Here is a 22,661-nt window from a genome sequence, read left to right on the forward strand (position 1 = left end):
GCAATGGTACTTGTCAGTAAAAACTGTTATTCTTCAATAAATTATTCATCATAACCGGAGGGCTTATGCCTGTTGGAGAGAAAAAAGTCGGGCTGCCCGAGCTGTTTTATGATTTGGTGTTTGTATATGCTTTGTCCCGCACCACCGAGCTGGTGCACCACGCCGACGAAGCCGATTACGTCACGTTTCTGATTTCGCTGGTGATTCTGTTTACCGTTTGGTTATACCAGAGCATTTACATCAACCGCTTCGGCGACAACTCTTGGCGGGATCGGCTGTTTTTGTTTGCCGATATGTTTTTTCTGCTGTTTTTGTCCAATGCGGTGGGCAGCGACTGGCTGGCGAATTTTGTGCCGTTTAATCTTGCGCTGGGGCTACTGGTCGGCAGTGTCTGCCTGCAATATCTGTTGCAGCTTGCCCGCCACGCTTCCCCCGAACAACGCCGCAGAATCAAGCTGGTGGCGGGATTGCGCGGATTGACGGCGGCGACGGTGCTCGGTTCGCTGTTGTTTCCCGCCCATATCGGACAGTGGGTTGCGCTGGGCGGTTTCGGTTTGGGTTGGATTTTACCCACCTTTGTCAGCCACAAGCAACCTGCGGTGAATTTTCCGCATCTACTCGAACGCCTAAACGGGCTGGTGATTATTTTTTTCGGCGAAACCGTGATCGACATCGCCCCTTATTTCCACGTGGCGAAGTTTGAAATCGGCGCACTGCCCGTGATTGTGATTCTGTTTGCGATGTTTACGGTTTATGTGATGCAGTTTTCCTATTTTATCGACGAACACAAAGCGCAAAACTCGGGCGCATTGCCCTCGTACAGCCATTATGCCGTACTGATCGGCATCGCTTTGGTAACGGTGGCACTGGCTTGGCTGCACCAAAACAGCACCGCTACCGCTGAGTCCGTCCGAATGCTGTGGCTCGGTTTGGGCGTGTTTTATCTCGGGGTTGCCGCCAACACGCCGTACAACAAGCCCGAACACCGCCGACCGCAACGGCTTTGGATTTTTCAGACGACCTTATTCGTTATCGGCGCAGGGCTGGCCGCCGTTTTACCGCCGCAGCCCCTTGTTATCTTAACCACAACGGCATTGATGACCGCTGCGATTGCCATGGCAACAGTGTATTTTGAACGTCGCACCCGACAACTTTCACAAACAAACCAGAACCACGAAACCTAAGAACAGGATAACGGTCAATGGTTTGGTTGCAAAAGACAGAGGCAGCATATTGAGCAGGTAATAGAATGTACCTTCGTAGTCGCCTTTATTGACAATTTCTGCCAAGCGTCCAGTACCTTCAACAGTATCAAGCAGGCTGAAGCCGGAGAATACGGAGAACCAAATCACGAGGAAGCCGACTGGTACCATAATGGATGCCAGCACGAATTCGCGCAAAGTACGGCCTTTGGAAATTTTCGCTAAGAACACGCCCACAAATGGTGCCCAAGTAATCCACCATACCCAGTAAGCCATTAGACCAATCGCGGTTGTGGAACAAGTACAGCTCGAAAGAATGGTGAACGGTTTGAGTAAGGATATTACCGATAGAGACAACCAAGTTGCTGAGGAAGTAGTGAGTCGGGTCAACCAAGAAAACAAACACCAGCATGAGCAAAGACAGAACTACAGTCATATCGCCCAGCCATTTCATACCTTTTTCAATCGGCAACACAGCGCCCAAAGTATAAATATTTCAGTAGCAACTATAACCTAAAAATTCCCTATTAAGATTCAATCCTCCCTATCTCTCCCCTATTCTTATTGCCGCTTTACTTTTCAGACGACCCCTTTATCCAAACTCCGTTATAATGACGGCTTTAAAATTAATTCATTCCCAAGACGGTCTTATCATGAAACACATCCACATTATCGGTATCGGCGGCACATTTATGGGCGGCGTAGCGGCTATTGCCAAAGAAGCAGGTTTTAAAGTCAGCGGTTGCGATGCGAAGATGTATCCGCCGATGAGCACCCAGCTCGAAGCCTTGGGCATAGACGTACACGAAGGCTTCGATGCCGCGCAGTTGGACGAATTTAAAGCCGATATTTACGTTATCGGCAATGTTGCCAAACGCGGCATGGATGTGGTTGAAGCGATTTTAAACCGCGGCCTGCCTTATATTTCCGGCCCACAATGGCTTGCTGAAAACGTATTACACCAACACTGGGTACTCGGCGTAGCCGGAACACACGGCAAAACGACTACCGCCTCTATGCTGGCATGGGTCTTGGAATATGCCGGACTCGCGCCAGGCTTCCTCATCGGCGGCGTACCGGAAAACTTCAGCGTTTCCGCCCGCCTGCCGCAAACGCCGCGCCAAGATCCTAATTCAAAATCCCCATTCTTCGTTATCGAAGCCGACGAATACGACACTGCCTTTTTTGACAAACGCTCCAAATTCGTACATTACCGTCCGCGTACCGCCGTGTTGAACAATCTCGAATTCGACCACGCCGACATCTTTACCAACTTGGGCGCAATACAGACCCAGTTCCACCACCTCGTGCGCACCGTGCCGTCTGAAGGTCTAATCGTCTGCAACGGACAACAACAAAGCCTGCAAAATACTTTGAACAAAGGCTGCTGGACACCGGTGGAAAAATTCGGCACCGAACACGGCTGGCAGGTCGGCGAAGTCAATGCTGACGGCTCGTTCGACGTGTTGCTTGACGGCAAAAAAGCCGGACACGTCGCATGGGATTTGATGGGAGGACACAACCGCATGAACGCGCTTGCCGTCATCGCCGCCGCACGTCATGCCGGCGTCGATATTCAGACGGCCTGCGAGGCCTTGAACGCATTTAAAAACGTTAAACGCCGCATGGAAATCAAAGGCACGGTGAACGGTATCACCGTTTACGACGACTTCGCCCACCATCCGACCGCCATCGAAACCACCATCGAAGGCCTGCGCCAGCGCGTCGGAAATGCCCGCATCCTCGCCGTCCTCGAGCCACGTTCCAACACCATGAAACTTGGCACCATGAAAGCCGCTCTGCCCGAATGCCTCAAAGGTGCCGACCAAGTGTTCTGCTACGCCGGCGGCGTGGACTGGAACGTCGCCGAAGCTCTCGCGCCTTTGGACGGCAAGCTGCACGTCGGTCAAGACTTCGATGCCTTCGTCGCCGAAATCGTGAAAAATACCGAAGCAGGCGACCATATTTTGGTCATGAGCAACGGCGGTTTCGGCGGGATACACGGGAAGCTGCTGGAAGCGTTGAAATAAGAGTTTGTTGAAAGTTTTAAATGATTGAGGCCGTCTGAAAACCGGAATTTGGTTTTCAGACGGCCTTTTTGTTGTGGATTGAGACTTTTGCAAAATACCTTTTTACCCGGTGGCCAAAATCCAAACACAAATTCCCAAATCCCTAAATACCTTGGTAGAAATTTAGGGATTTGGGAATTTTGTAAAAGGTATTGGATATTTTATTTTTAAATCATAAACTTAATGGATGAATGCTTTGCTTTATTCTTGCACGAACCGGCATTCAGTCGAACATCTGCCGCTTCAAAAACCAATCTCCGAACGGCCAGTCCACGCTGTCGAGCAGGTTTTTGGTAATCAGCCCAAGCTCGGTATCGCCTTCGATTTGCAGTTTGCGATTGAAAAACAAAGTATCCGGGTCTTCCTCGCGCATCATCATGCGCATAAAGTCGATGCCGTTGGCGGCAAGGCGCAAATCGGGCGTACCCAAAAAATCCGCATCGATGAATTTTTCGGCATTGGCGGTGAAACGCACCTTGATGCCTGCGTCCAATACGTCAATTTCGAAGGTTCGACCGTCAAACAGGCTCATATCGGCGGGCAGCAATCCGCGTTTGAGCATGGTGTTGAGGGTAAAAACCAAAGCGAAGCGCGGCGGCCTGCCCGGTAATTTTCCGCCGATTTTTCCCGCCCATGCGGGCAATACAATTTCAGGCAACGCCATAATATTCCTCCTTCACGGCTTCGATACCCGGCTGACCGTGCCAATAACCGTCCACCAGCGTGCCGGTGGTCAGTCTTTCCAATTCGGGCAGCGCATCCGCCAGTGCGGTTTTGCCGTCCAATACATCGCGGTGGATACGGACGATTTCCGCCATGCCGTGCATTTGCGGCGACAGGCGCAGCATGTTCACACCGATTTGTCGCAAATCCTCATGGTGCGGCAGCAGGTTTTGGCAGCCGTAAGACATGGTTTGGATGCCGTTGATGGTTAAAAACGGCTTGCCCTCGCGGGTGTTCATGTCCATACCTTGCTCGTAATCCAAGCAGCGGAATTCACAGCCGTCTTTGTTCAGGTTGTAATGTCGCGCGGTAAAGCAGCGTGAAGAGTACGCCAAAGGCATTTTGCCCCAAGCAAACAATTCCGTTTCGATGTCGTCTGAGGCCTTGATAATTTCAGCAACTTTGTCGCGGCTCAACTCGGACGGCGCAATCCAGCGGTATGCGCCAAGTTTCTGAAACAATGCCAGCGTACTTTCATTGTAAATGTTCAGGCTGGCGCCGGCGACAAACGGAATACCGTGTTCGCGCGCCAATTTGACCGCGCCCATATCGTTGGCTTCGACTTTGAATTTGTCCTGCCCCGTGATTTTACGCAGGCGTTTCAAATCGGATTCGCTTTCCAGCAGCACCTGCGACGACAAAATAATCTCTTTGCCGCTTTCCGCCAAATCTTCCGCCAGGCTGACCCAGTCGGCAAAACGCATTTTCTGGCGACGCGAACACACCACTTCGCCCAGATAAATGGTGTCCACCGGCGCATCCAGCATGGCGGTGTAAAATTCCAGCAGGGCTTCCTTCTGCCAGAAAAACAAGACCGGCCCCAGCGATAGTTTCATCGGATTCATTTTCCCTCCCCCTTATTTCCACGGACGGCTGTATGCGCCCAAGGTCGTCTGATGCCCTTCCGAAACCTTACTCAGCGCGTTGTTCCACACCGGATTGACTTTGAAATGAGCCGGATCGGCCGCGGCAGCGTCCAAAGCCTGCCGCAGCGATTTGGTAACCTGCGCCGTGTACATCGGGCTGCGCTGGCGGCCTTCGATTTTGATGGCGGATACACCAATTTTAATAAGTTCGGGCAGCATTTCCAAAACATTCAGGCTGGTCGGCTCTTCCAGCGCGTAATAGGTTTCGTCGTTCACCTCGAAACGGCCTTTACACAAGGTCGGATAGCCTGCCGGTTCGTCCGGTTTGTACTGGTCGATTAATACTTGGTTCAGCCGCACGTTCATGCGGTCGGGCAGCTGCTCCCAGCGCACAGCCTTCGCCGGCGAACACACGCCTTGCATATTCGGCGATTCACCCGTCGCATAACTCGATAAAATGCAGCGCCCTTCTACCATCACACACAAACTGCCGAAACCGAACACTTCGATTTCCACATCCGTATTGTCAATCACATGCTTGACCTGATCGACCGTTAAAACGCGCGGCAACACGGCACGGCGGACGCCGAACAGTTCCTTCATCATATTGATGGCTTCGTAATTGGTGGCCGAACCCTGCACCGACATGTGCAGCCTCAAATTAGGATGACGCTCGGCGGCATAAGCCATAATCGCAGGGTCGGCAACGATTATCGCGTCCGCCCCCAGTTGCACCGCCGTATCGACAGCCCGATGCCACCGCTCGATTTGCCCCGCCTGGGCAAAAGTATTGATTGCCATCAACACATTGCGGCCGCGCGCATGGGCGTAAGCTACCCCTTCCTGCGCCGATTTCATATCGAAATTCAGTCCCGGAAAATTGCGCGCATTCGTCGCATCTTTCAGCCCCATATAAACTGTGTCAGCGCCATTGTCCACCGCCGTCTTCAAAGCAGGCAGATTACCGGCAGGACAAACCAACTCAGGGATTTTCGGCATTTTGCGTTCCTCGACTCTTGTAGTTTGTTATTCGAAAATCAATATCTAATATGATTTCGGGTATTTTAGAGATTTGGACACAAGACATTATGATTTAAATCAACTGTGAAATCAGGTTTGGATAGCGTATGTTTTAGTTAACATAATTTAACCATATAAAATATCAAGTTAATCAGCGGGTTATCTTTTCTAGCTTGATAATATGAGAATAGTTATTATCTATTAAATTTATAGATTTTTACAATAAAAGGTCGTCTGAAACCTGTTTCAGACGACCTTTTATCATGTACCAATTTAAAATCTATATTTACGAAAAACGTTTTAGTAATACCCAAATAACACTCATCTATTATTTACCCATACATACTTGCTAAAGACCATTTTTCCATTATGCATTGCCAACCCACCCAAAAATTTGATAATAATGCAAACAACATCTAAGCCGTGTATATATCATGAAACACAAAACAGCCTTTAAGCCCATAGTTATCAGTATTGTGCTTTCTATCCTTCTGATTACAACAGCTGTATTTTTTGCCCGTCATCACAACTCTATCCCAAGTATTAATACCGATTTCCTACAACAGGAGATTACCGAACCCGAAGAACCATCTCCGCAAATTGTCCAATCTGCACGAAATCAAATTGGTAAAACCCTTCGTTACGACCCGGCTTACACGAAGCTCACTTATCCGATGGGCGATGTACCGATGGAAAAAGGCGTTTGCACAGACGTGGTCATCCGTGCATTGCGTGAGCAAAATATAGATTTGCAAGAGCTTGTTCATCAAGACATGAGCCGCAACTTTTCCGTCTATCCTAAACGCTGGGGTTTGAAACAACCTGATACCAATATCGACCACCGCCGTGTCCCTAACCTAATGACTTATTTCACGCGTCAAGGCTGGGCCGTTCAAGATACAAACTATCAAGCTGGCGATATTGTAACTTGGGAACTAAAAGGAAACCGTCCCCATATCGGCATTGTCTCCGATCGAAAAATCGGCGATAGGCCACTGATTATCCATAATATCGGTTCGGGAACCCGTGAAGACGACGTCCTCTACCGCTACACCATCACCGGACATTTCAGGCTTCCCGTTCAATAAATCATGAGACTACTGAAAGATTCACTTCAATATCATACCCAATCTGTAATTTTGCGCTTTTTTTACAATCCACCTTTCGAGGCCGTCTGAAACCATAGATGAGATAACCATCCGACAAAATATTAGAGACAGTGCGACATATTCCATATCACTGATATATATGATAGTGTGATGAACTTTTACGATTTTAATTATATTGGAATCATGGATGGAGAAAATCGGTAAGTGGATAAGCTATCGAAACTAAAGATTAAATATACAATTTTTATATCAATATTTTTTGTCGGTTTTTACAAGAGAGCTGAGTTTTATACATATACAGTCGATAATGTGCCTTCATATTTTATAGATTGGGAAAGGAATATTCCTTTCTTGCCCATCTTTATGTTGCCTTATATGACGTCACCGTTTTTCTTCTTGGTCACTATATTTTTGGAAAAGAACGAAAGCAGTCTGAAATTACTGATAAAAAGAGCAACCTTTTTAATCGGAGTTTCTACTGCTCTATTTGTAATATTTCCTATGAAATTTTATTTTCCCAAGCCTGAAGTCGATAACCAAATTTTAAAATCCTTCTTTTATATTTTGGGAAAATTGGACAGTAGTTTTAATCAATGCCCGTCATTACATGTGAGTTTCGCTTTTCTTTCGGCTGAGGTTTATTGTAGAGAATTCAAATCCAAATTCTTAAAATCATTTTTTGGTATATGGGGTTTTTACTCGCCATTTCGGTCTTATTTGTCTATCAACACCATTTAATTGATTTCGTAGGGGGAACATTGATATTTTTAATCACTTGTATCCTTTTCCCAAGAAAAAAGACAGTTTAAGCATTTTGTCACATAATCTTAGAAAGCCCTGCAACAATGATTGACCCATAGTTTAAACATACAAAAAGGCCGTCTGAAACCATTTCAGACGGCCCTTTTACTTTTACCTAACCCTCTATTTAACCGCAACCGCCACATTTGCCGCAGCCGCTGCTGCAGTCGCGTTTTTTCGGTTTGAACACGAATTTTCGCAAGAGGAAGAATACGCAGGCGAGCATAATCAAGCCGACGATAATATATTGAGTCATGACGATAGTATCCTTGAAGAAATTTGGTAAACCACAAATGCGGCAAAATAAGCCATCAGGAACAAATAGCCTGTAATCATAAGCATATTTTTCGTGGATTTAGTTTCGCGTTTAATCACGGCCAAAGTCGCGGCACACATCGGAGCATACACATACCAAGCCAAGAAGGCAAAGGCAGTTGGCAAGCCCCAGTTGTTGTGTACGATAGGAATCAGTGCGTTTTGTACCGCATCTTCAGACGACGCGCTGACGGCGTAAACGGTACCCAATGCGGCAACAACCACTTCGCGCGCGGCAATACCCGGAATCATGGCGATACACATTTCCCAAGTAAAGCCCAAAGGTGCAAACAACGGCTGAATAGCATGACCAAGCGTACCTGCCAAGCTGTAATCGATGGCTGCACCGGTTGCGCCTTCAGGCGGTTGCGGCCAGCTTACCAAGCCCCACAGAACCACGGCCAACGCAAAAATGATGGTACCCGCGCGTTTCAGGAAGGCTTTTACCCTATCCCACAGACTAGTCATGATGTGTTTAAAGTTAGGCGTACGGAAAGTCGGCAATTCCATCAAGAGTGGGAATTGTTGCACGTTGCCTTTCATTCGCGCCAAGCGTTTCATGATATATGCCGCCAATGCAGCCGACAGGATGCCTGCGATATAAAGAATAAACAGTGTCAGGCCTTGCAGGTTGAAAATACCGCCCACTGTACGGTCAGGAATGACGGCGGCGATAATCAGCGCATACACCGGCAAACGTGCGGAACAAGTCAGCAACGGCGCAACCGCAATGGTAACAAGGCGTTCGCGCGGGTCGTTAATGGTTCGCGCCGACATCACGGCAGGAACGGCACAGGCAAAGCTGGACAAAAGGGGAATAAACGAACGGCCGGACAAACCGCTTTTCGCCATGATGTTATCCAACAGGAAGGCTGCACGCGGCAGATAGCCCGAGTCTTCCAAAAGCAGGATAAAGGCAAACAAAATCGTAATCTGAGGCAGGAACACCAACACGCTGCCCAAACCGGCAATGACGCCGTTGACGAGCAAGTCGTTGAGGATGCCCGGCTCCATGTTGGCGCCTATCCATTCGCCCAGCGCGGCAAAGCCGCCTTCGATAGCATCCATAATCGGAGCCGCCCAAGTGTATACCGCTTGGAACACCATAAACAGGATAACCAGCAGCATAATCATGCCCCAAACGGGGTGCAGCACGATGTCGTCGAGTTTTTTGTGCCATGCGGGCAGCGTCATCTGGGTGCGTACCACTTGTGCCAAAATCGATTCGACTTCTTGATAAAGTTTGTCGCTATCCAGCGCATCGAGCGTGCGTTCGGCAGAGGCGGGGTTTGCGGGGAAAGAGCGTTTGCGCGGCAGCTTCGCCACGGCTTCGCGTACAGCCTGTACGCCCGACGCGCTCACTGCAACTGTTTCCAAAACAGGTGCATCCAACAACTCGCTCAGTTTGGCCGCGTCGATATTCAAGCCCCTTTTGCGGGCCACGTCGCTCAAATTCAGCGACACCACCATAGGCAGTCCCAGCGTTTTCAGTTCCAAAATCATGCGCAGGGTCATACGCAGGTTGGTCGCGTCGGCAACGGCAATAATGGCATCGGGCGGAATGCCCATCTTGCCTACCATTACATCTTTCGCCACCGCTTCGTCGGGGCTGGTCGTGCGTAGGCTGTATGTGCCCGGCAGGTCGATAATGCGGACGGCCTCGTCGTCGAGGAAGGCGCCCTCGCGCTTATCGACAGTTACGCCCGGATAATTGGCAACCTTGGCATGTGCGCCGGTCAAACCGTTGAACAAAACGGTTTTGCCGCAGTTTGGCGCGCCAATCAAGGCAAAATAGCTTAGTTCCATCATTTTTCCTTATTCTTTCAGACGGCCTTAAACGGCCTCAACGATACGACACATAATCTTCCCGGCCTCTTCCAAACGCAGGGAAAATTGGGATTGATTGCCCAAGCGTACTGCAAACGGTCCTCTTCCAAAACCGCCCACGGCAATCACTTGCAACGGCATTCCGCTGGAAAAACCCAAATCCGAAAGACGACGGGTTACCAAGGTATCCAAATCACCAAAAACAGGGTTGGGAGCAATGGAATCAATATGTACGACTGCGCCTTTTTTAAGGCTTGATAAAGGAATGGTAGACATAAGCCTCTCTTTTCATTTGTTTTAAAATCAGATTATTGAAAAAATGTGAGAAGTATGACGAGTGCGTGGCACATTTGAAAGATTGGTTATGAATGGCTATTTGCCCCTTCTTTCGATAAGTGCGGTTTGTTTTGAATACTGTGTTTCCGTTAATGATAAGGTATATCAATATAAAAATCAAATGTAACAAGATAAACTAAAAAGGCTGAAATCCTTTTATCATTAGGATTTCAGCCTTTTTATGCACTCAACAAACTAAAGGCCGTCTGAAAGGTTTCAGACGGCCTTCAAAATAAAAAACCGAATCAAATCGGTTTTTTATTCCCATTCAGGGAAAGACTCTAAATTACAGAGCGTCTTTCAATGCTTTACCGGCACGGAATTTAGGAGTTTTAGCAGCAGCAATAGTCAAAGGCTCGCCAGTTTTAGGGTTGCGGCCTTGACGTTCGGCGCGTTCGCCGACGTAGAAAGTACCGAAACCGACCAGAGTAACAGTGTCGCCGTTTTTCAACGCGTTGGTTACGGCATTAGTAGTAGCATCCAAAGCTTTTTGCGCAGCAGATTTGGAAATGCCGGCTTCTTGAGCAATTGCTTCGATCAATTCAGACTTGTTCACAATTAGTCCCTTCCTATCGTAAAAAATGATGAAATGCCCGAATACTCGGGGCTTAAGCACTTTTAAAGCACATACGCACTTTATAGCAATTCTCAAATTATCATGTCAAGTAAAAGATGTGGAATTGCCCTATTTTTGTGGCATTCAGGGCAAAACCACATTTTTTGCAACATCAGACGGCCAACTTAATGCTTGGTTGCTTTTGTCCTTGACTTCGCCTTAGAAGTTTGCGGGGTCTCGGCAACCGTCAATTCAGCTGCCCATTGCTCAGGCTGAGTTTCCAAGCCCAAAGCCAACACTTCATCAATCCATTTGACCGGATGAATGGTCAGACCGGTTTTGACATTTTCAGGGATTTCTTCCAAATCTTTGACGTTGTCTTTTGGAATCAATACATGCTTGATCCCGCCGCGCAAAGCAGCCAGCAGTTTTTCTTTCAAACCGCCGATAGGCAAAACTTCGCCACGCAAAGTGATTTCGCCAGTCATCGCCACGTCCGCACGCACCGGAATTTTGGTGAAGGCAGAAACCATCGCCAAAGTCATGGCAATACCTGCGCTCGGACCGTCTTTTGGCGTCGCACCTTCAGGCACATGGATGTGAATGTCTTTCTTCTCGTAAAAATCAGGAGCCAAACCCACTGATTCAGCACGGGAACGGACAACCGACCATGCGGCCGATACCGATTCTTTCATGACATCGCCCAGTTGGCCGGTACATTGAATCGTACCTTTGCCCGGCAAGGCAACCGCCTCAACAGTCAACAACTCACCACCGACTTCCGTCCAAGCCAAACCGGTTACCTGACCGATACGGTTTTCGCTTTCAGCCACACCATAGTCGAAACGGCGTACGCCCAGATAGTCATGCAGATTTTTCTCAGTAACTTTAATCGCTTTAGGCTTGGCCTTGCTTACTGTTTTGGATTTAGACGCTTTTTTCTTATCCTCATTCAAAGTAACCTGCATTACCACTTTGCGGCAGATTTTGGCAATTTCACGATCCAACGAGCGGACACCGGCCTCGCGGGTGTAGTAACGGATAATATCGCGTACCGCACTTTCATCAACCACCAATTCGCCCTCTTTTACACCATTGCGCTTCATTTGTTTCGGCACAAGGTATTGCATGGCGATATTGATTTTTTCGTCTTCCGTATAACCGGACAGACGGATAATTTCCATACGGTCAAGCAGCGGAGTCGGGATATTCAAGCTGTTTGAAGTTGCAATAAACATCACATCGCTCAAATCATAATCAACTTCGGCATAGTGGTCGGCAAACTTGTTGTTTTGCTCAGGATCCAGCACCTCAAGCAAAGCACTGGCCGGATCACCACGGAAATCGCTGCCCATCTTGTCGATTTCATCGAGCAAGAACAATGGATTTTTCACACCGGCTTTCGCCATGTTTTGCAGGATTTTGCCCGGCATAGAGCCGATATAGGTACGGCGGTGGCCGCGGATTTCGCTTTCATCACGCACGCCGCCCAACGCCATACGCACATATTGGCGGCCTGTGGCTTTGGCAATCGACTCACCCAAGGAAGTTTTGCCCACCCCTGGAGGACCAACCAGGCACAAAATCGGGCCTTTGAGCTTGTCCATACGTTTTTGAACAGCCAAATATTCCAAAATGCGCTCTTTGACTTTTTCCAGACCATAGTGGTCAGCGTTCAACACCAAATCGGCTTTGGCAATATCTTTGCTGACACGGGATTTTTTCTTCCACGGCAACTCAAGCAAAGTATCGATATAGTTGCGCACGACGGTAGATTCCGCAGACATCGGCGGCATCATTTTCAGTTTTTTCAATTCAGACAGACATTTTTCTTCAGCCTCTTTGCTCATGCCAGCTTCTTTGATTTTGTTCTCCAGCGCATCCAGCTCGCCGCGCTCGTCTTCTTCGCCCAACTCTTTCTGAATCGCTTTCACTTGCTCATTCAAGTAATACTCGCGTTGGGATTTTTCCATTTGACGTTTCACACGGCCACGGATACGTTTCTCGACCTGCATGATGTCGAGTTCGGCTTCCAACTGCGCCAGCAGAAATTCCAAACGGTCAACAATGCCGGCAGTCTCCAATACATATTGACGCTGCTCCAATTTCAGCTGCAAATGCGCGGCAATGGTATCTGCAAGGCGGCTGTTGTCATCAATGCTGCTGATGGTACTGATGACTTCGGCAGGGATTTTTTTGTTCAACTTCGCATATTGCTCAAATTGAGTCAGCAGAGTCCGGCGCAAGGCCTCAATTTCAGGATTGTCCTTGTCGCTATTCTCATCAATCGCCTCAACATGAGACAAAAACAATCCGCCTGTTTCATCAACCGTCAACGCACGCGCACGACGGATACCTTCTACCAATACTTTAACGGTGCCGTCAGGCAGCTTCAAAACCTGCAAAACTTGGGCAACAGTACCGGTCTGGTGCAAGTCTTCAGCTTTAGGGTCTTCTGTATTAGGGTCAAGTTGGGCCAACAGGAAAACCGGATCATCATTGGCCATTGCCGCCTCAAGGGCAGCAATCGATTTAGGACGACCGACGAACAGCGGCAATACCATATGCGGATACACCACGACATCGCGTAAAGGCAAGGTAGCCAGCGCACTGTATTCCTCGAAATATTTGTCTTTTGTCGGCATAGTTAGAAATCTCAATCATTGTTAAATCAGAATGTAGCTCAAAATTGGGCTGAAGCGCTCCATTTCAAGACTTGAAAACAGCTTATCCGCACCTATTTTCGAAAACATCATTTTTAATAGCCCGATATGGACGTTTACGATAAAATATATCGGATTTCGGGCCGTCTGAAAACTTTTCAGACGGCCCGAGCAAACCAAACAAGGTAGTAAAAAACCATGACAGACTCAACTGAAAAAAAATCACTGATTGAATTCCCCTGCACTTTCCCTTTGAAAGTTATGGGCGCAGTTCATCCCGAATTTGAATCCGCCATCTTGGAAACCGTGCGCAAACACGCTCCCGATACCGAGCCGCACCACATCACTACGCGCCCAAGCAGCAAAGGCAACTACACCGGCGCAACCGTCAAAGTAAATGTCGACAACCAAGAACAGCTCGACAATATCTACCGCGACCTGACTGCACACGAATTGGTAAAAGTGGTGCTGTAATGATAATCGTGCACAAAGGCTTGGTCGATTACCTGCCGACTTTCGAAGCCATGAAGGCATTTAATGCCTCGCGTGACGAAAATACCGAAGACGAATTATGGGTGGTCGAACATCCGCCCGTATTTACCCAAGGCTTGGCCGGCAAGCCCGAACACCTCCTCATCCGCGACGATATTCCCGTTGTCCAAATCGACAGAGGCGGTCAAATTACCTATCACGGCCCAGGTCAATTGGTCATCTATACGATGATCAATTTCAAACGCCGTAAAACCAGCGTCCGCCATATCGTTTCCGCACTTGAAAACAGCATCATCGCCACCTTGGCAGAATATGGCATCGAAGCAGCCGCCGATCCCAAACGCCCCGGCGTTTATGTCGGAGAGCGTAAAATCGCTTCCCTTGGCCTGCGTATCAAAGACGGATCCGTTTACCACGGTTTGGCGCTTAATGTGAACATGGATTTAAGTCCGTTTACCCATATCAACCCCTGCGGTTATGCCGGTATGGAAATGACCCAAATTGCCGACTATGTCTCTCCGGCACCTAGTTTGGCAGAAGTTGCAGACAAACTGACCAAGCATTTACAAAAAGAGCTGGCATAAGGCCGTCTGAAAATATTTGACCCCAACGCTATCCTTTAACAGCCCCTCTGAACCCACAAGCCCTTAGGCCATAAAGGCCGCAATCAGCTTTTCAGACGGCCTTTATAACGACAGAAAGAACACATCACCATGAGTGAAGAAGTAAAAAACGACCCCAAACGCGGCATCAAACTGAAAGGCGCAGACAAAACTGCACGCATTCCGATTAAAGTTGTTCCATTGGAACAAAAATTGAAAAAGCCCGAATGGATCCGCGCCAAATTACCGGGTAAGAAATTCTTTGAAATCAAAAACATTCTTCGCGAACAAAAAATGCATACCGTGTGCGAAGAAGCATCTTGTCCAAATATCAGCGAATGTTTTACCAAAGGTACGGCCACATTCATGATTATGGGCGATATTTGTACCCGCCGCTGCCCGTTCTGCGACGTTGGCCATGGCCGCCCCAACATGTTGGATCCTGACGAGCCTAAACACTTGGCCGAATCCGTCAAATCCATGAACCTGCGCTATGTCGTGATTACTTCCGTCGACCGTGACGACCTGCGTGATGGTGGCGCACAACACTTCGCCGACTGCATTAAAGCCATCCGCGAAACCAGCCCGAATACCAAAATCGAAATCCTTGTTCCCGATTTCCGAGGCCGTCTGGACATCGCACTGGAAATCTTGGCAGAAACACCGCCCGACGTGATGAACCACAACTTGGAAACCCATCCAAGCCTGTATAAAAAAGCCCGTCCGGGTGCCAACTACCAACATTCCCTCGAGCTTCTGCGCCGCTACAAAGAAATGATGCCCCACATCCCGACCAAGTCCGGCATCATGGTCGGCTTGGGCGAAACAGATGAGGACGTGCGCGAAATCATGCGCGATATGCGTGCCAACAATATCGAGATGATTACCATCGGCCAATATCTGCAACCTTCAGACGGCCACCTGCCCGTCTTGCGCTATGTAACACCTGACCAATTCAAAGTTTTTGAAAAAGAAGCATACGAATTGGGCTTTACCAATGCCGCCATCGGCGCAATGGTTCGCTCCAGCTACCACGCAGACGAGCAAGCAGCCGAAGCTTTGCGTGAAACACACGGCGGTTGCAGCCATCACTAAGGTTTAAATCATATAAGGCCGTCTGAAAAATCAGGGAACTGTTTTTCAGACGGCCTTTATTTAGTCAAAATGACTATACAAGATTTTTTAGATTTTAAAAAATTAATTTTAGTCGGTTCCCTATTGAGCCAATCTTAAGTAATACAAAAAAGCGGCTAAACAGGATAAACACTGTTTGCCGCTTTTTGATTTATTTCTTTATTTTACTTCTTCAACAATTTTGCCGCTTCAATCGCATAGTAAGTCAAAATGCCATCGGCACCGGCGCGTTTGAATGCCAACAGGCTTTCCAAAATGGTTTTTTCGCCATCCAGCCAACCGTTTTGAATGGCAGCCTGAAGCATGGCATATTCGCCGGAAACTTGGTAAGCATAAGTCGGTACGCCGAACTCATCTTTAACTCGGCGGACGACATCCAGATACGGCAGACCTGGTTTTACCATTACCATGTCTGCACCCTCTTGAATATCCAATGCGACTTCGTGTAAGGCTTCGTTAGTGTTTGCAGGATCCATTTGGTAGGTTTTCTTGTCTGCCTTACCCAAATTGCCGGAGCTGCCGACAGCGTCGCGGAATGGGCCGTAGAATGCTGAAGCATATTTTGCCGAATATGCCATGATGCGTGTATGGATATGTCCGGCATCTTCCAAAGCTTCGCGAATGGCAAGAATACGCCCGTCCATCATATCTGATGGGGCAATGACTTGTGCGCCCGCATCAGCATGACACAAAGCCTGTTTTACTAAAACTTCAATGGTTTCATCGTTGAGGACATAGCCATTTTCATCGGTTAAACCGTCTTGGCCGTGAATGGTATAGGGATCCAAGGCAACGTCGGTCATGATACCCAGCTCTGGGAATTTCTCGCGCAGTGTTCGTACCACTGTCGGCACTAAGCCTTCAGGGTTATAAGCCTCCTCCGCAAATTCGGTTTTGTTTTGCGTTACCACGGGAAACAAAGCCAGCATAGGAATGCCGAGCTTCAGTGCTTCTTCAGCGGTAAACAACAATTTGTCCAAACTTTGGCGTTTGACGCCAGGCATGGATGGTACTGCCTCTTCCTGATTCTGACCTTCCAATACAAAAACCGGATAGATCAAATCATCTGCCGTCAAAGTATGCTCGCGCATCAGGCGACGTGAAAAATCGTCTTTACGCATACGGCGCATACGGGTGTTTGAGACATAACGCGGAGGGAAATTCATAATAATTGCCTTTAAATGATGAAATCTTAAAATCAGTCTTCGACTTGACGCATGGCCTTAACCGAACGCTTGATTTCGCTGAGCGTATTGGTTTTATAACCGCTACGTTCCTGTTCGGTCATGCCGTTTTGATCCAATTTGGCGATGTTTTTCAATGCCTCGGCATACTGGCCGTCTGAAAGTTTTTCCTGTTTGATGTGCCAACGGTTGTTCACTTCGGAAGCCGTCCACAAGCCTACTTTGTTGTAGTAGAACAAAATGCTTGCCGCTAGCGTTTTCATATCGCGGTCGGGCTTGGCACTGCCGATACTGCGGCCGATACGGTTGTTGCGTTGATCGACCGCTTGGTCGGCAAGGTAGCGGCTGAAGTAGTCGTCTTTACCTTCACGCAACTCCATATCCGTCAGACGCGCATTACCTGCTTTTTCTGCAATAATACTGTCGAATTTGGAAGCAATCGCCGCCTGCCACAATGCTTGGCGTACGGCATTGACTTGTGTCCCCCTGCTGTCGCCGTTTGCTTTATCGTCCAGACCTGAACGCTCGGCAAAACGTGCTGCATTGCTGGTCATATTGATTAAACCTTCGTCTTCCATGCCGATAACTTGGGCGGCTACGGGATGGTTCAGCGCGAATTGAGCCATTTTGCTACGGCGGCTTTGATCTTCCTGATAAGATTGACAACCGGACAATACCAGCATGCCGAGAACGGCGCATTGAATGTGTTTTTTAATATGTTTCATGATGTAACTATCGATATTATTGTGTGAGTTCAACTTCTTTGTTTAACATAGAAACGCCCGTAAGCGTAAAATAATTTCCATACGGCCAAATCGGCGCATGAATGGCTATTTTATAATAAAAATAAGGCCGTCTGAAAATTTTCAGACGGCATAAGTATTTTTAGCCTACCAAGCTGCGAATCTGCGGCCAGTAAAACAGGCAGGCTATCGAGCAAATAGCAACGCTGATACCGGCTGCATTAATGCTGCTGATTTTTTCCTTAAATATTGCTGCACCAATCAGCGTACCCAAAACAATCACGCCAATATTCATACCGGCAAATACCAAGGTCGGATTATCTTTCATGATTTGGTGTGCAGAAATGTAGGTAACAATATTCAAAAAGTTCAGGCAACCCAAAATCATACCGCCCACTATGCCCTCTTTGGTCCATTTGCTTCCTTTGGCAAACAGGTAGCCAAACATCAAGATACCGGCCAAACAAAACGCTACCAGCAAATTACCGGCAAACGCGGTACTGCTTTTCGCCACTTGTTTGAACAAAATATCAATGACACCATAGCCGCACCAAACGCCTAAAAGCAGCATCACTTGCGTGCTAAAGCCGCCGGATTTCTTGCCGCCATCGCTTTTCCAAAGTAAGAAAAACAGTGCCGTAAATGCCAATACCAAACCAATCAGACGGCCTTCGGTCAGTTGCTCATGAAACAACGTAAACGAAGCAACAATGGGTAAAAACAGCGATAGGCGTTGCGCTGCATCCGACTTGACGATACCTGCTGCATCTACGGATTTGCCCATAATGACAAACACGCTTGGCAGCAAAATGCCCAAGGCCGCAAAAAGCCACCAAGTCGGCAAAAATACCTGCGGATTGCTCAAATCAGGCTTTAACACCAGCATGGTCAAAGTGATGGCAACGATATAGTTCACCGCCACCGCCTGCTCGATATTGATTTTTTGCTTGCGCGCCACTTTCAACAATACGGAAACCAACACGCTGCAAACGATACTTGCCAATAAATATGCCATGCTTTAAAACCATCCTTGAGTGGAGACGGGCTTATCTTCATTCAGTTTAATCAGTCCGATGACTACACGGTAAATAAACCAAATGGCAGTTACCAACAGAATCAACCAACCAATTAAGATCAGTGTAGTAAAAGTTCCCAAAACCGTACCCACCAAAGACACCCAAAATGTCTTAATCAAATAATCGATATGGCTGGCGTAAATACTACCTTGAGCCTCATCGCGTTTAACATACGCCATAATCACACCGACAACAGGGGTAAACAAAATTAATAAGCCCACAGCGTATGTAACATAAGCAATAAAAACATAGTTTTTCACGTCAGAGTTGGGCGTATTGACCACATTTGTCGCCATATTAGTGAAGTTGTCGGTATTGTTTTCCTGACGCTCGTACTGCATAGCCGCATCATAAGCCAGACGTTTTTCCGGATGAGACAATACTTCAAACGCCTGTCCGATGGCTTTAAACCGCTCCGCATCTTTCTGAATATCCGGATTAGCCACCAATTTGCCGTAAGCCTCGCGAATAACGTTGATATCAGCATCCTGAGAGACACCCAAGATTTCGTATAAATTTAATTGTTCCATCTGTATTCCTATCCTTTATGAATTGACTGCAACATGAACATTTTGCGGATTGAGCGTCCGCAGGTTTTCAGGCTTCATGCCCACAATAAACCCACGTTTGCCGCCATTGATAAAAATCTCGTCTAAAGTCCAAATACTTTCTTCCACATAAACCGGCAACGCGGTTTTCATACCGAATGGCGACGTACCGCCGACCAAATATCCTGTCCATTTCGCCGCCTGATCCGCCGTTGCCGGCTCGATGTGTTTCAAGCCCAGTTCACGCGCCAGATTGCGGGTGGAAATATGTTTGTCGCCGTGCATTAAAACAACCAAGCCTTTTTTATGCTCATCCTGCAAGACAATCGTTTTGATGACTTGATGCTCGGGCTTGCCCGCACATTCGGCAAAACGCGCCGTACCGCCGTGTTCTTCATACGCGTAAACATAAGGGACAAAATCGATTTTATTACTGCGTAAAAAGCGTACTGCCTGTGTAACCGGATATTCTGCTTTACTCATGGGTTGTTTTCCGCCATCCTTTTCAGACGGCCCCTCTTAAATGTGGAACGTAAACAGTCGCAATGTTACCATACCTTCTTTTTGAAATCAGGAGACAACATGGACATCCGCTATCTTGGTGCAAGTAAACGCTATTCGGAAGCCGTCGTAGCCAACGGCTTGGTTTTCCTCTCCGGCATGGTTCCCGAAAATCCTGAAGCCGATGCCAAAGCGCAAACTGAAAATGTTTTGGCGCAAATCGATTCATGGCTCGCACAATGCCAATCCGACAAAGCCCATATTTTAGAAGCCACCATCTATCTGCCCGATATGAACGATTACGCCGCTATGAACGAAGCCTGGGATGCATGGACAGCTCCTGAACGCGCTCCGGCCCGCGCCTGCGTGGAGGCGAAACTGGCTTCGCCCGACTGGAAGGTTGAAATCAAAATTACCGCCCTTCAAATCAAATAAAGCACAAATATCAGGCCGTCTGAAAACGCCGCTTCAATCAAGCACTCGCAGTTTTTCAGACGGCCTTTATTCTTTTGCGGTACAATACCGCCCTTAAATTTTTCTATTATTTCAAAGCACAAACAGCCATGTCCAAAAAAACCAAGCAAGAATTAGAAAACAACAAACTCAGCAAACGCCTGCGCCACGCCGTCGGCGATGCCATTAACGATTTCAATATGATCGAGCCGGGCGACAAAATCATGGTCTGCCTCTCAGGCGGCAAAGACAGCTACGCCCTTTTAGACATTCTGCGCCAACTTCAAGCCAGCGCGCCGATTGATTTTGAACTGGTCGCCGTCAATCTCGACCAAAAACAGCCGGGCTTCCCTGAAGAAGTATTGCCGACCTATCTCGAAAGCATCGGCGTTCCCTACAAAATCGTTGAAGAAGACACTTATTCCACCGTCAAGCGCGTATTGGAAGAAGGCAAAACAACTTGCTCGCTGTGCAGCCGTTTACGCCGCGGCATCCTCTACCGTACTGCAAAAGAATTGGGCTGCACCAAAATCGCCTTGGGACACCACCGCGACGACATCCTCGCCACCATGTTCCTGAATATGTTTTACGGCGGCAAACTCAAAGCCATGCCGCCCAAACTGGTAAGCGACAACGGCGAACACATCGTCATCCGTCCTCTCGCGTATGTCAAAGAGAAGGACTTGATTAAATACGCCGAGCTGAAGCAATTCCCAATTATCCCATGCAACCTCTGCGGCTCTCAGCCCAACCTGCAACGCCAAGTCATCGGCGATATGTTGCGCGACTGGGACAAACGCTTCCCCGGCCGTATCGAGTCTATGTTCTCCGCTCTACAAAACGTCGTTCCATCGCATTTGGCCGATACCGAACTTTTCGACTTTGTCGGCTTGGAACGCGGTCAAAGCCTGAAACACGGCGGCGACTTGGCGTTTGACAGCGAAAAAATGCCGGAACGTTTCTCCGACGGCAGCGAAGAAGACGAAAGCGAAATTAAAATCGAACCGCAAAAAACCGAACGCAAAGTCATCAATATTTTGGCAAACAAACCCAAAACCTGCGGTATGTAACTGCGTTTAGACATTCAGACGGCCTTTCGGTAGCTATTGACTGAAAGGCCGTCTGAATATTTAGGCATATTTTCATTTTCTTGCATAAACCTTTATCGCAATCCGGCAAAACGCCCTCATAATACCGCCGTTATCCACCCCTCCATCAAAAGGAAAACCATGACCACCATTCTGATTATCCTCGGTTTAATCGCCATTGTTGTCGGCATTTTAGGCACTATTTACCCTGCCTTGCCCGGACTGGGTTTGATGTTTGGCGGCGCATGGCTGTTGGGTTATGCCGGCGATTATCAAGTGTTTGGCTCGGGTACGTTGACCTTTTTGGCCATTGTTGCCGTATTCGGTACTGCAATGGATTATGTGGCGGGTGCATTGGGTGCAAAATATACCGGCGCAAGTAAAACCGCGGTTTGGGGTGCATTTATCGGCGGCATCGTCGGCGCATTCTTCTCTATTCCCGGCTTGTTGCTCGGCCCGCTGACCGGCGCGGCCATCGGCGAATTTATTGCACGCAAAGACACTTGGCAGGCAGGCAAAGTCGGTATCGGTACGTTTATCGGCTTCATCATCGGTACCGTAGCCAAAATCGGCTGCGCATTGACCATCGCACTGACCATCCTGTTTGTTTGGTTAGCCTCATTCTTCTAAATAAAAAATATTAAAGGCCGTCTGAATTTCAAGTATTCAGACGGCCTTTTTATTTCATTGGTTATTTGCCGCAGCAAGCTTTGTACTTTTTACCGCTGCCACACGGGCAAGGATCGTTACGCCCCACTTTTTCGCCTTCACGGCGTACGGTTTGCGGCTTATTGATGATGGCCTGCCAGTACCAGTAAATATCCAGCAGGACATGTGGCAAATCAGATTCCAGCTGGGTCAGCTCTTTTTCATTCAGATGCAAGATGACTTCGCCGTTTTCCTCATCATCATAGATACCACCCAAAGCCATAATCGGATAGAACAAATCTTCAAATTCTTCCTGTTCGACTGCTTCAAACCAATCGGTAGGCACAATATCCAGTGCGTAAAGGTAGGCATTACACCAAGTGTAGAAATCCGGATTACCGGCTTCATCTTCATAAAACCACAGATCAGGCAGGATTTTTTCGTTGAGCTTCATGCGCATATCGGCGGCCATTGCCATGACCAAACGTTCGATTTCGGTGCGCTCTTTGGCATCAAACAAAGATTCCTCACCCAAAATCTCTGGCAGCCAGTTGGTCGGATTCAAAGCATCCGGACCGCTCAATAGAGCCATCATAAAACCTTGAACCTCATCACAACGCATGGTGTTATGGGCTTCAGATTTATCATCCAGCAATTCCATCAAGCGGCTGCGTGCCGCTTCATCAAAAGTCAGTATTTGCATTT

The 22,661-nt window shown here is 48.0% G+C and carries 24 protein-coding genes and 1 pseudogene; 9 read left to right on the forward strand and 16 right to left on the reverse strand.

Annotated features, from left to right (window positions below; translation table 11 throughout):
- Window positions 1-65 precede the first annotated feature (65 nt).
- On the forward strand, window positions 66-1,184 hold the full coding sequence (locus tag ACTHSQ_RS04385; protein WP_440371308.1) for a low temperature requirement protein A: 1,119 nt from the start codon (window positions 66-68) through the stop codon (window positions 1,182-1,184).
- Here ACTHSQ_RS04385 and ACTHSQ_RS04390 read toward each other — a convergent pair.
- Together ACTHSQ_RS04390 and ACTHSQ_RS04395 are read right to left on the reverse strand one after the other, a co-directional pair.
- Window positions 1,155-1,478: a BCCT family transporter gene (locus tag ACTHSQ_RS04390; RefSeq protein WP_049352299.1), complete on the reverse strand. Its 324-nt coding sequence runs from the start codon at window positions 1,476-1,478 to the stop codon at window positions 1,155-1,157. The genes ACTHSQ_RS04385 and ACTHSQ_RS04390 overlap by 30 nt on opposite strands.
- A 58-nt stretch (window positions 1,479-1,536) precedes the next feature.
- A pseudogene (locus ACTHSQ_RS04395) lies at window positions 1,537-1,656 on the reverse strand (hypothetical protein); the annotation flags it as partial.
- A 199-nt stretch (window positions 1,657-1,855) separates the two neighbouring features.
- On the opposite strand from ACTHSQ_RS04395, the gene mpl reads away from it, so the two are divergent.
- Window positions 1,856-3,232: a UDP-N-acetylmuramate:L-alanyl-gamma-D-glutamyl-meso-diaminopimelate ligase gene (gene mpl, locus ACTHSQ_RS04400; protein WP_440371309.1), complete on the forward strand. Its 1,377-nt coding sequence runs from the start codon at window positions 1,856-1,858 to the stop codon at window positions 3,230-3,232.
- Window positions 3,233-3,494: 262 nt separating this feature from the next.
- Here the strand turns inward: mpl and ubiT are convergent, their stop codons facing one another.
- Genes ubiT through ubiU form a run of 3 tightly spaced genes read right to left on the reverse strand, consistent with a single transcriptional unit; the run spans window position 3,495 to window position 5,859 of the window.
- Window positions 3,495-3,935, reverse strand: a complete 441-nt coding sequence (gene ubiT / locus ACTHSQ_RS04405; RefSeq protein ID WP_440371310.1) for a ubiquinone anaerobic biosynthesis accessory factor UbiT — start codon at window positions 3,933-3,935, stop codon at window positions 3,495-3,497.
- Entirely contained in the window at window positions 3,922-4,839 is a 918-nt protein-coding gene (locus ACTHSQ_RS04410) for a U32 family peptidase (RefSeq protein WP_049352306.1), read from the reverse strand. The genes ubiT and ACTHSQ_RS04410 overlap by 14 nt, the downstream gene beginning before the upstream one ends.
- Window positions 4,840-4,851: 12 nt before the next feature.
- Entirely contained in the window at window positions 4,852-5,859 is a 1,008-nt protein-coding gene (ubiU, locus tag ACTHSQ_RS04415) for a ubiquinone anaerobic biosynthesis protein UbiU (RefSeq protein ID WP_040564456.1), read from the reverse strand.
- Window positions 5,860-6,314: 455 nt separating this feature from the next.
- On the opposite strand from ubiU, the gene ACTHSQ_RS04420 reads away from it, so the two are divergent.
- Window positions 6,315-6,968, forward strand: coding sequence for a DUF1287 domain-containing protein (locus ACTHSQ_RS04420; RefSeq protein WP_003683582.1), 654 nt, complete (start codon window positions 6,315-6,317; stop codon window positions 6,966-6,968).
- Between the two features lie 949 nt (window positions 6,969-7,917).
- On the opposite strand, the gene ACTHSQ_RS04425 is transcribed toward ACTHSQ_RS04420, so the two are convergent.
- The 5 genes from ACTHSQ_RS04425 to lon all read right to left on the reverse strand — a co-directional run bounded on the left by ACTHSQ_RS04425 (window position 7,918) and on the right by lon (window position 13,469).
- Window positions 7,918-8,046 carry a FeoB-associated Cys-rich membrane protein gene (locus ACTHSQ_RS04425; RefSeq protein ID WP_003683546.1) on the reverse strand — a complete coding sequence of 43 codons (129 nt, stop codon included), beginning with the start codon at window positions 8,044-8,046 and terminating at the stop codon, window positions 7,918-7,920.
- Window positions 8,043-9,911 carry a ferrous iron transporter B gene (gene feoB / locus ACTHSQ_RS04430; RefSeq protein WP_440371366.1) on the reverse strand — a complete coding sequence of 623 codons (1,869 nt, stop codon included), beginning with the start codon at window positions 9,909-9,911 and terminating at the stop codon, window positions 8,043-8,045. The genes ACTHSQ_RS04425 and feoB overlap by 4 nt, the downstream gene beginning before the upstream one ends.
- A gap of 27 nt (window positions 9,912-9,938) precedes the next feature.
- Window positions 9,939-10,208 (reverse strand): FeoA family protein, encoded by a 270-nt coding sequence (locus ACTHSQ_RS04435; RefSeq protein WP_049349822.1) that lies wholly within the window; start codon window positions 10,206-10,208, stop codon window positions 9,939-9,941.
- Between the two features lie 346 nt (window positions 10,209-10,554).
- Window positions 10,555-10,824 carry an HU family DNA-binding protein gene (locus tag ACTHSQ_RS04440; protein ID WP_003683413.1) on the reverse strand — a complete coding sequence of 90 codons (270 nt, stop codon included), beginning with the start codon at window positions 10,822-10,824 and terminating at the stop codon, window positions 10,555-10,557.
- Window positions 10,825-11,009: 185 nt separating this feature from the next.
- A complete protein-coding gene (gene lon, locus ACTHSQ_RS04445) occupies window positions 11,010-13,469 on the reverse strand; it encodes an endopeptidase La (RefSeq protein WP_440371311.1) in 2,460 nt (819 codons plus the stop codon).
- 216 nt (window positions 13,470-13,685) lie between these two features.
- On the opposite strand from lon, the gene ACTHSQ_RS04450 reads away from it, so the two are divergent.
- From ACTHSQ_RS04450 to lipA, 3 genes are all read left to right on the forward strand, one after another.
- Complete coding sequence (locus tag ACTHSQ_RS04450) at window positions 13,686-13,961, forward strand: HP0495 family protein (protein ID WP_250579846.1); 276 nt, start codon at window positions 13,686-13,688, stop codon at window positions 13,959-13,961.
- Window positions 13,961-14,563: a lipoyl(octanoyl) transferase LipB gene (lipB, locus tag ACTHSQ_RS04455; RefSeq protein WP_440371312.1), complete on the forward strand. Its 603-nt coding sequence runs from the start codon at window positions 13,961-13,963 to the stop codon at window positions 14,561-14,563. Before ACTHSQ_RS04450 ends, lipB begins: the two co-directional genes overlap by 1 nt.
- A 129-nt stretch (window positions 14,564-14,692) precedes the next feature.
- The gene (gene lipA / locus ACTHSQ_RS04460) at window positions 14,693-15,676 is read left to right on the forward strand and encodes a lipoyl synthase (RefSeq protein WP_003683323.1); all 984 of its coding nucleotides are present in this window, start codon (window positions 14,693-14,695) and stop codon (window positions 15,674-15,676) included.
- 203 nt (window positions 15,677-15,879) lie between these two features.
- Here lipA and hemB read toward each other — a convergent pair whose 3' ends face one another.
- From hemB to ybaK, 5 genes are all read right to left on the reverse strand, one after another.
- Window positions 15,880-16,881 carry a porphobilinogen synthase gene (gene hemB / locus ACTHSQ_RS04465; RefSeq protein ID WP_003683488.1) on the reverse strand — a complete coding sequence of 334 codons (1,002 nt, stop codon included), beginning with the start codon at window positions 16,879-16,881 and terminating at the stop codon, window positions 15,880-15,882.
- Between the two features lie 32 nt (window positions 16,882-16,913).
- The gene (locus ACTHSQ_RS04470; RefSeq protein WP_137040825.1) at window positions 16,914-17,624 is read right to left on the reverse strand and encodes a DUF6973 domain-containing protein; all 711 of its coding nucleotides are present in this window, start codon (window positions 17,622-17,624) and stop codon (window positions 16,914-16,916) included.
- Between the two features lie 160 nt (window positions 17,625-17,784).
- Window positions 17,785-18,657 carry an EamA/RhaT family transporter gene (locus tag ACTHSQ_RS04475; RefSeq protein WP_440371313.1) on the reverse strand — a complete coding sequence of 291 codons (873 nt, stop codon included), beginning with the start codon at window positions 18,655-18,657 and terminating at the stop codon, window positions 17,785-17,787.
- 3 nt (window positions 18,658-18,660) lie between these two features.
- The gene (locus ACTHSQ_RS04480) at window positions 18,661-19,248 is read right to left on the reverse strand and encodes a DnaJ domain-containing protein (RefSeq protein WP_440371314.1); all 588 of its coding nucleotides are present in this window, start codon (window positions 19,246-19,248) and stop codon (window positions 18,661-18,663) included.
- A gap of 15 nt (window positions 19,249-19,263) precedes the next feature.
- Window positions 19,264-19,749 (reverse strand): Cys-tRNA(Pro) deacylase, encoded by a 486-nt coding sequence (gene ybaK / locus ACTHSQ_RS04485; protein WP_137040827.1) that lies wholly within the window; start codon window positions 19,747-19,749, stop codon window positions 19,264-19,266.
- A 99-nt stretch (window positions 19,750-19,848) separates the two neighbouring features.
- Between ybaK and ACTHSQ_RS04490 the strand changes: the two genes are divergently transcribed.
- The 3 genes from ACTHSQ_RS04490 to ACTHSQ_RS04500 all read left to right on the forward strand — a co-directional run bounded on the left by ACTHSQ_RS04490 (window position 19,849) and on the right by ACTHSQ_RS04500 (window position 21,938).
- The gene (locus ACTHSQ_RS04490) at window positions 19,849-20,202 is read left to right on the forward strand and encodes a RidA family protein (RefSeq protein WP_003683286.1); all 354 of its coding nucleotides are present in this window, start codon (window positions 19,849-19,851) and stop codon (window positions 20,200-20,202) included.
- A gap of 128 nt (window positions 20,203-20,330) precedes the next feature.
- Window positions 20,331-21,290 (forward strand): tRNA 2-thiocytidine(32) synthetase TtcA, encoded by a 960-nt coding sequence (gene ttcA / locus ACTHSQ_RS04495; RefSeq protein WP_003683461.1) that lies wholly within the window; start codon window positions 20,331-20,333, stop codon window positions 21,288-21,290.
- Between the two features lie 159 nt (window positions 21,291-21,449).
- Window positions 21,450-21,938: a DUF456 domain-containing protein gene (locus ACTHSQ_RS04500; RefSeq protein WP_036472395.1), complete on the forward strand. Its 489-nt coding sequence runs from the start codon at window positions 21,450-21,452 to the stop codon at window positions 21,936-21,938.
- A 61-nt stretch (window positions 21,939-21,999) separates the two neighbouring features.
- On the opposite strand, the gene ACTHSQ_RS04505 is transcribed toward ACTHSQ_RS04500, so the two are convergent.
- Complete coding sequence (locus tag ACTHSQ_RS04505) at window positions 22,000-22,659, reverse strand: YecA family protein (protein ID WP_049352331.1); 660 nt, start codon at window positions 22,657-22,659, stop codon at window positions 22,000-22,002.
- Window positions 22,660-22,661: the final 2 nt, after the last annotated feature.

It is taken from the genome of Neisseria sp. P0009.S008 (genome assembly GCF_051958615.1).
GTDB lineage: Bacteria > Pseudomonadota > Gammaproteobacteria > Burkholderiales > Neisseriaceae > Neisseria > Neisseria subflava.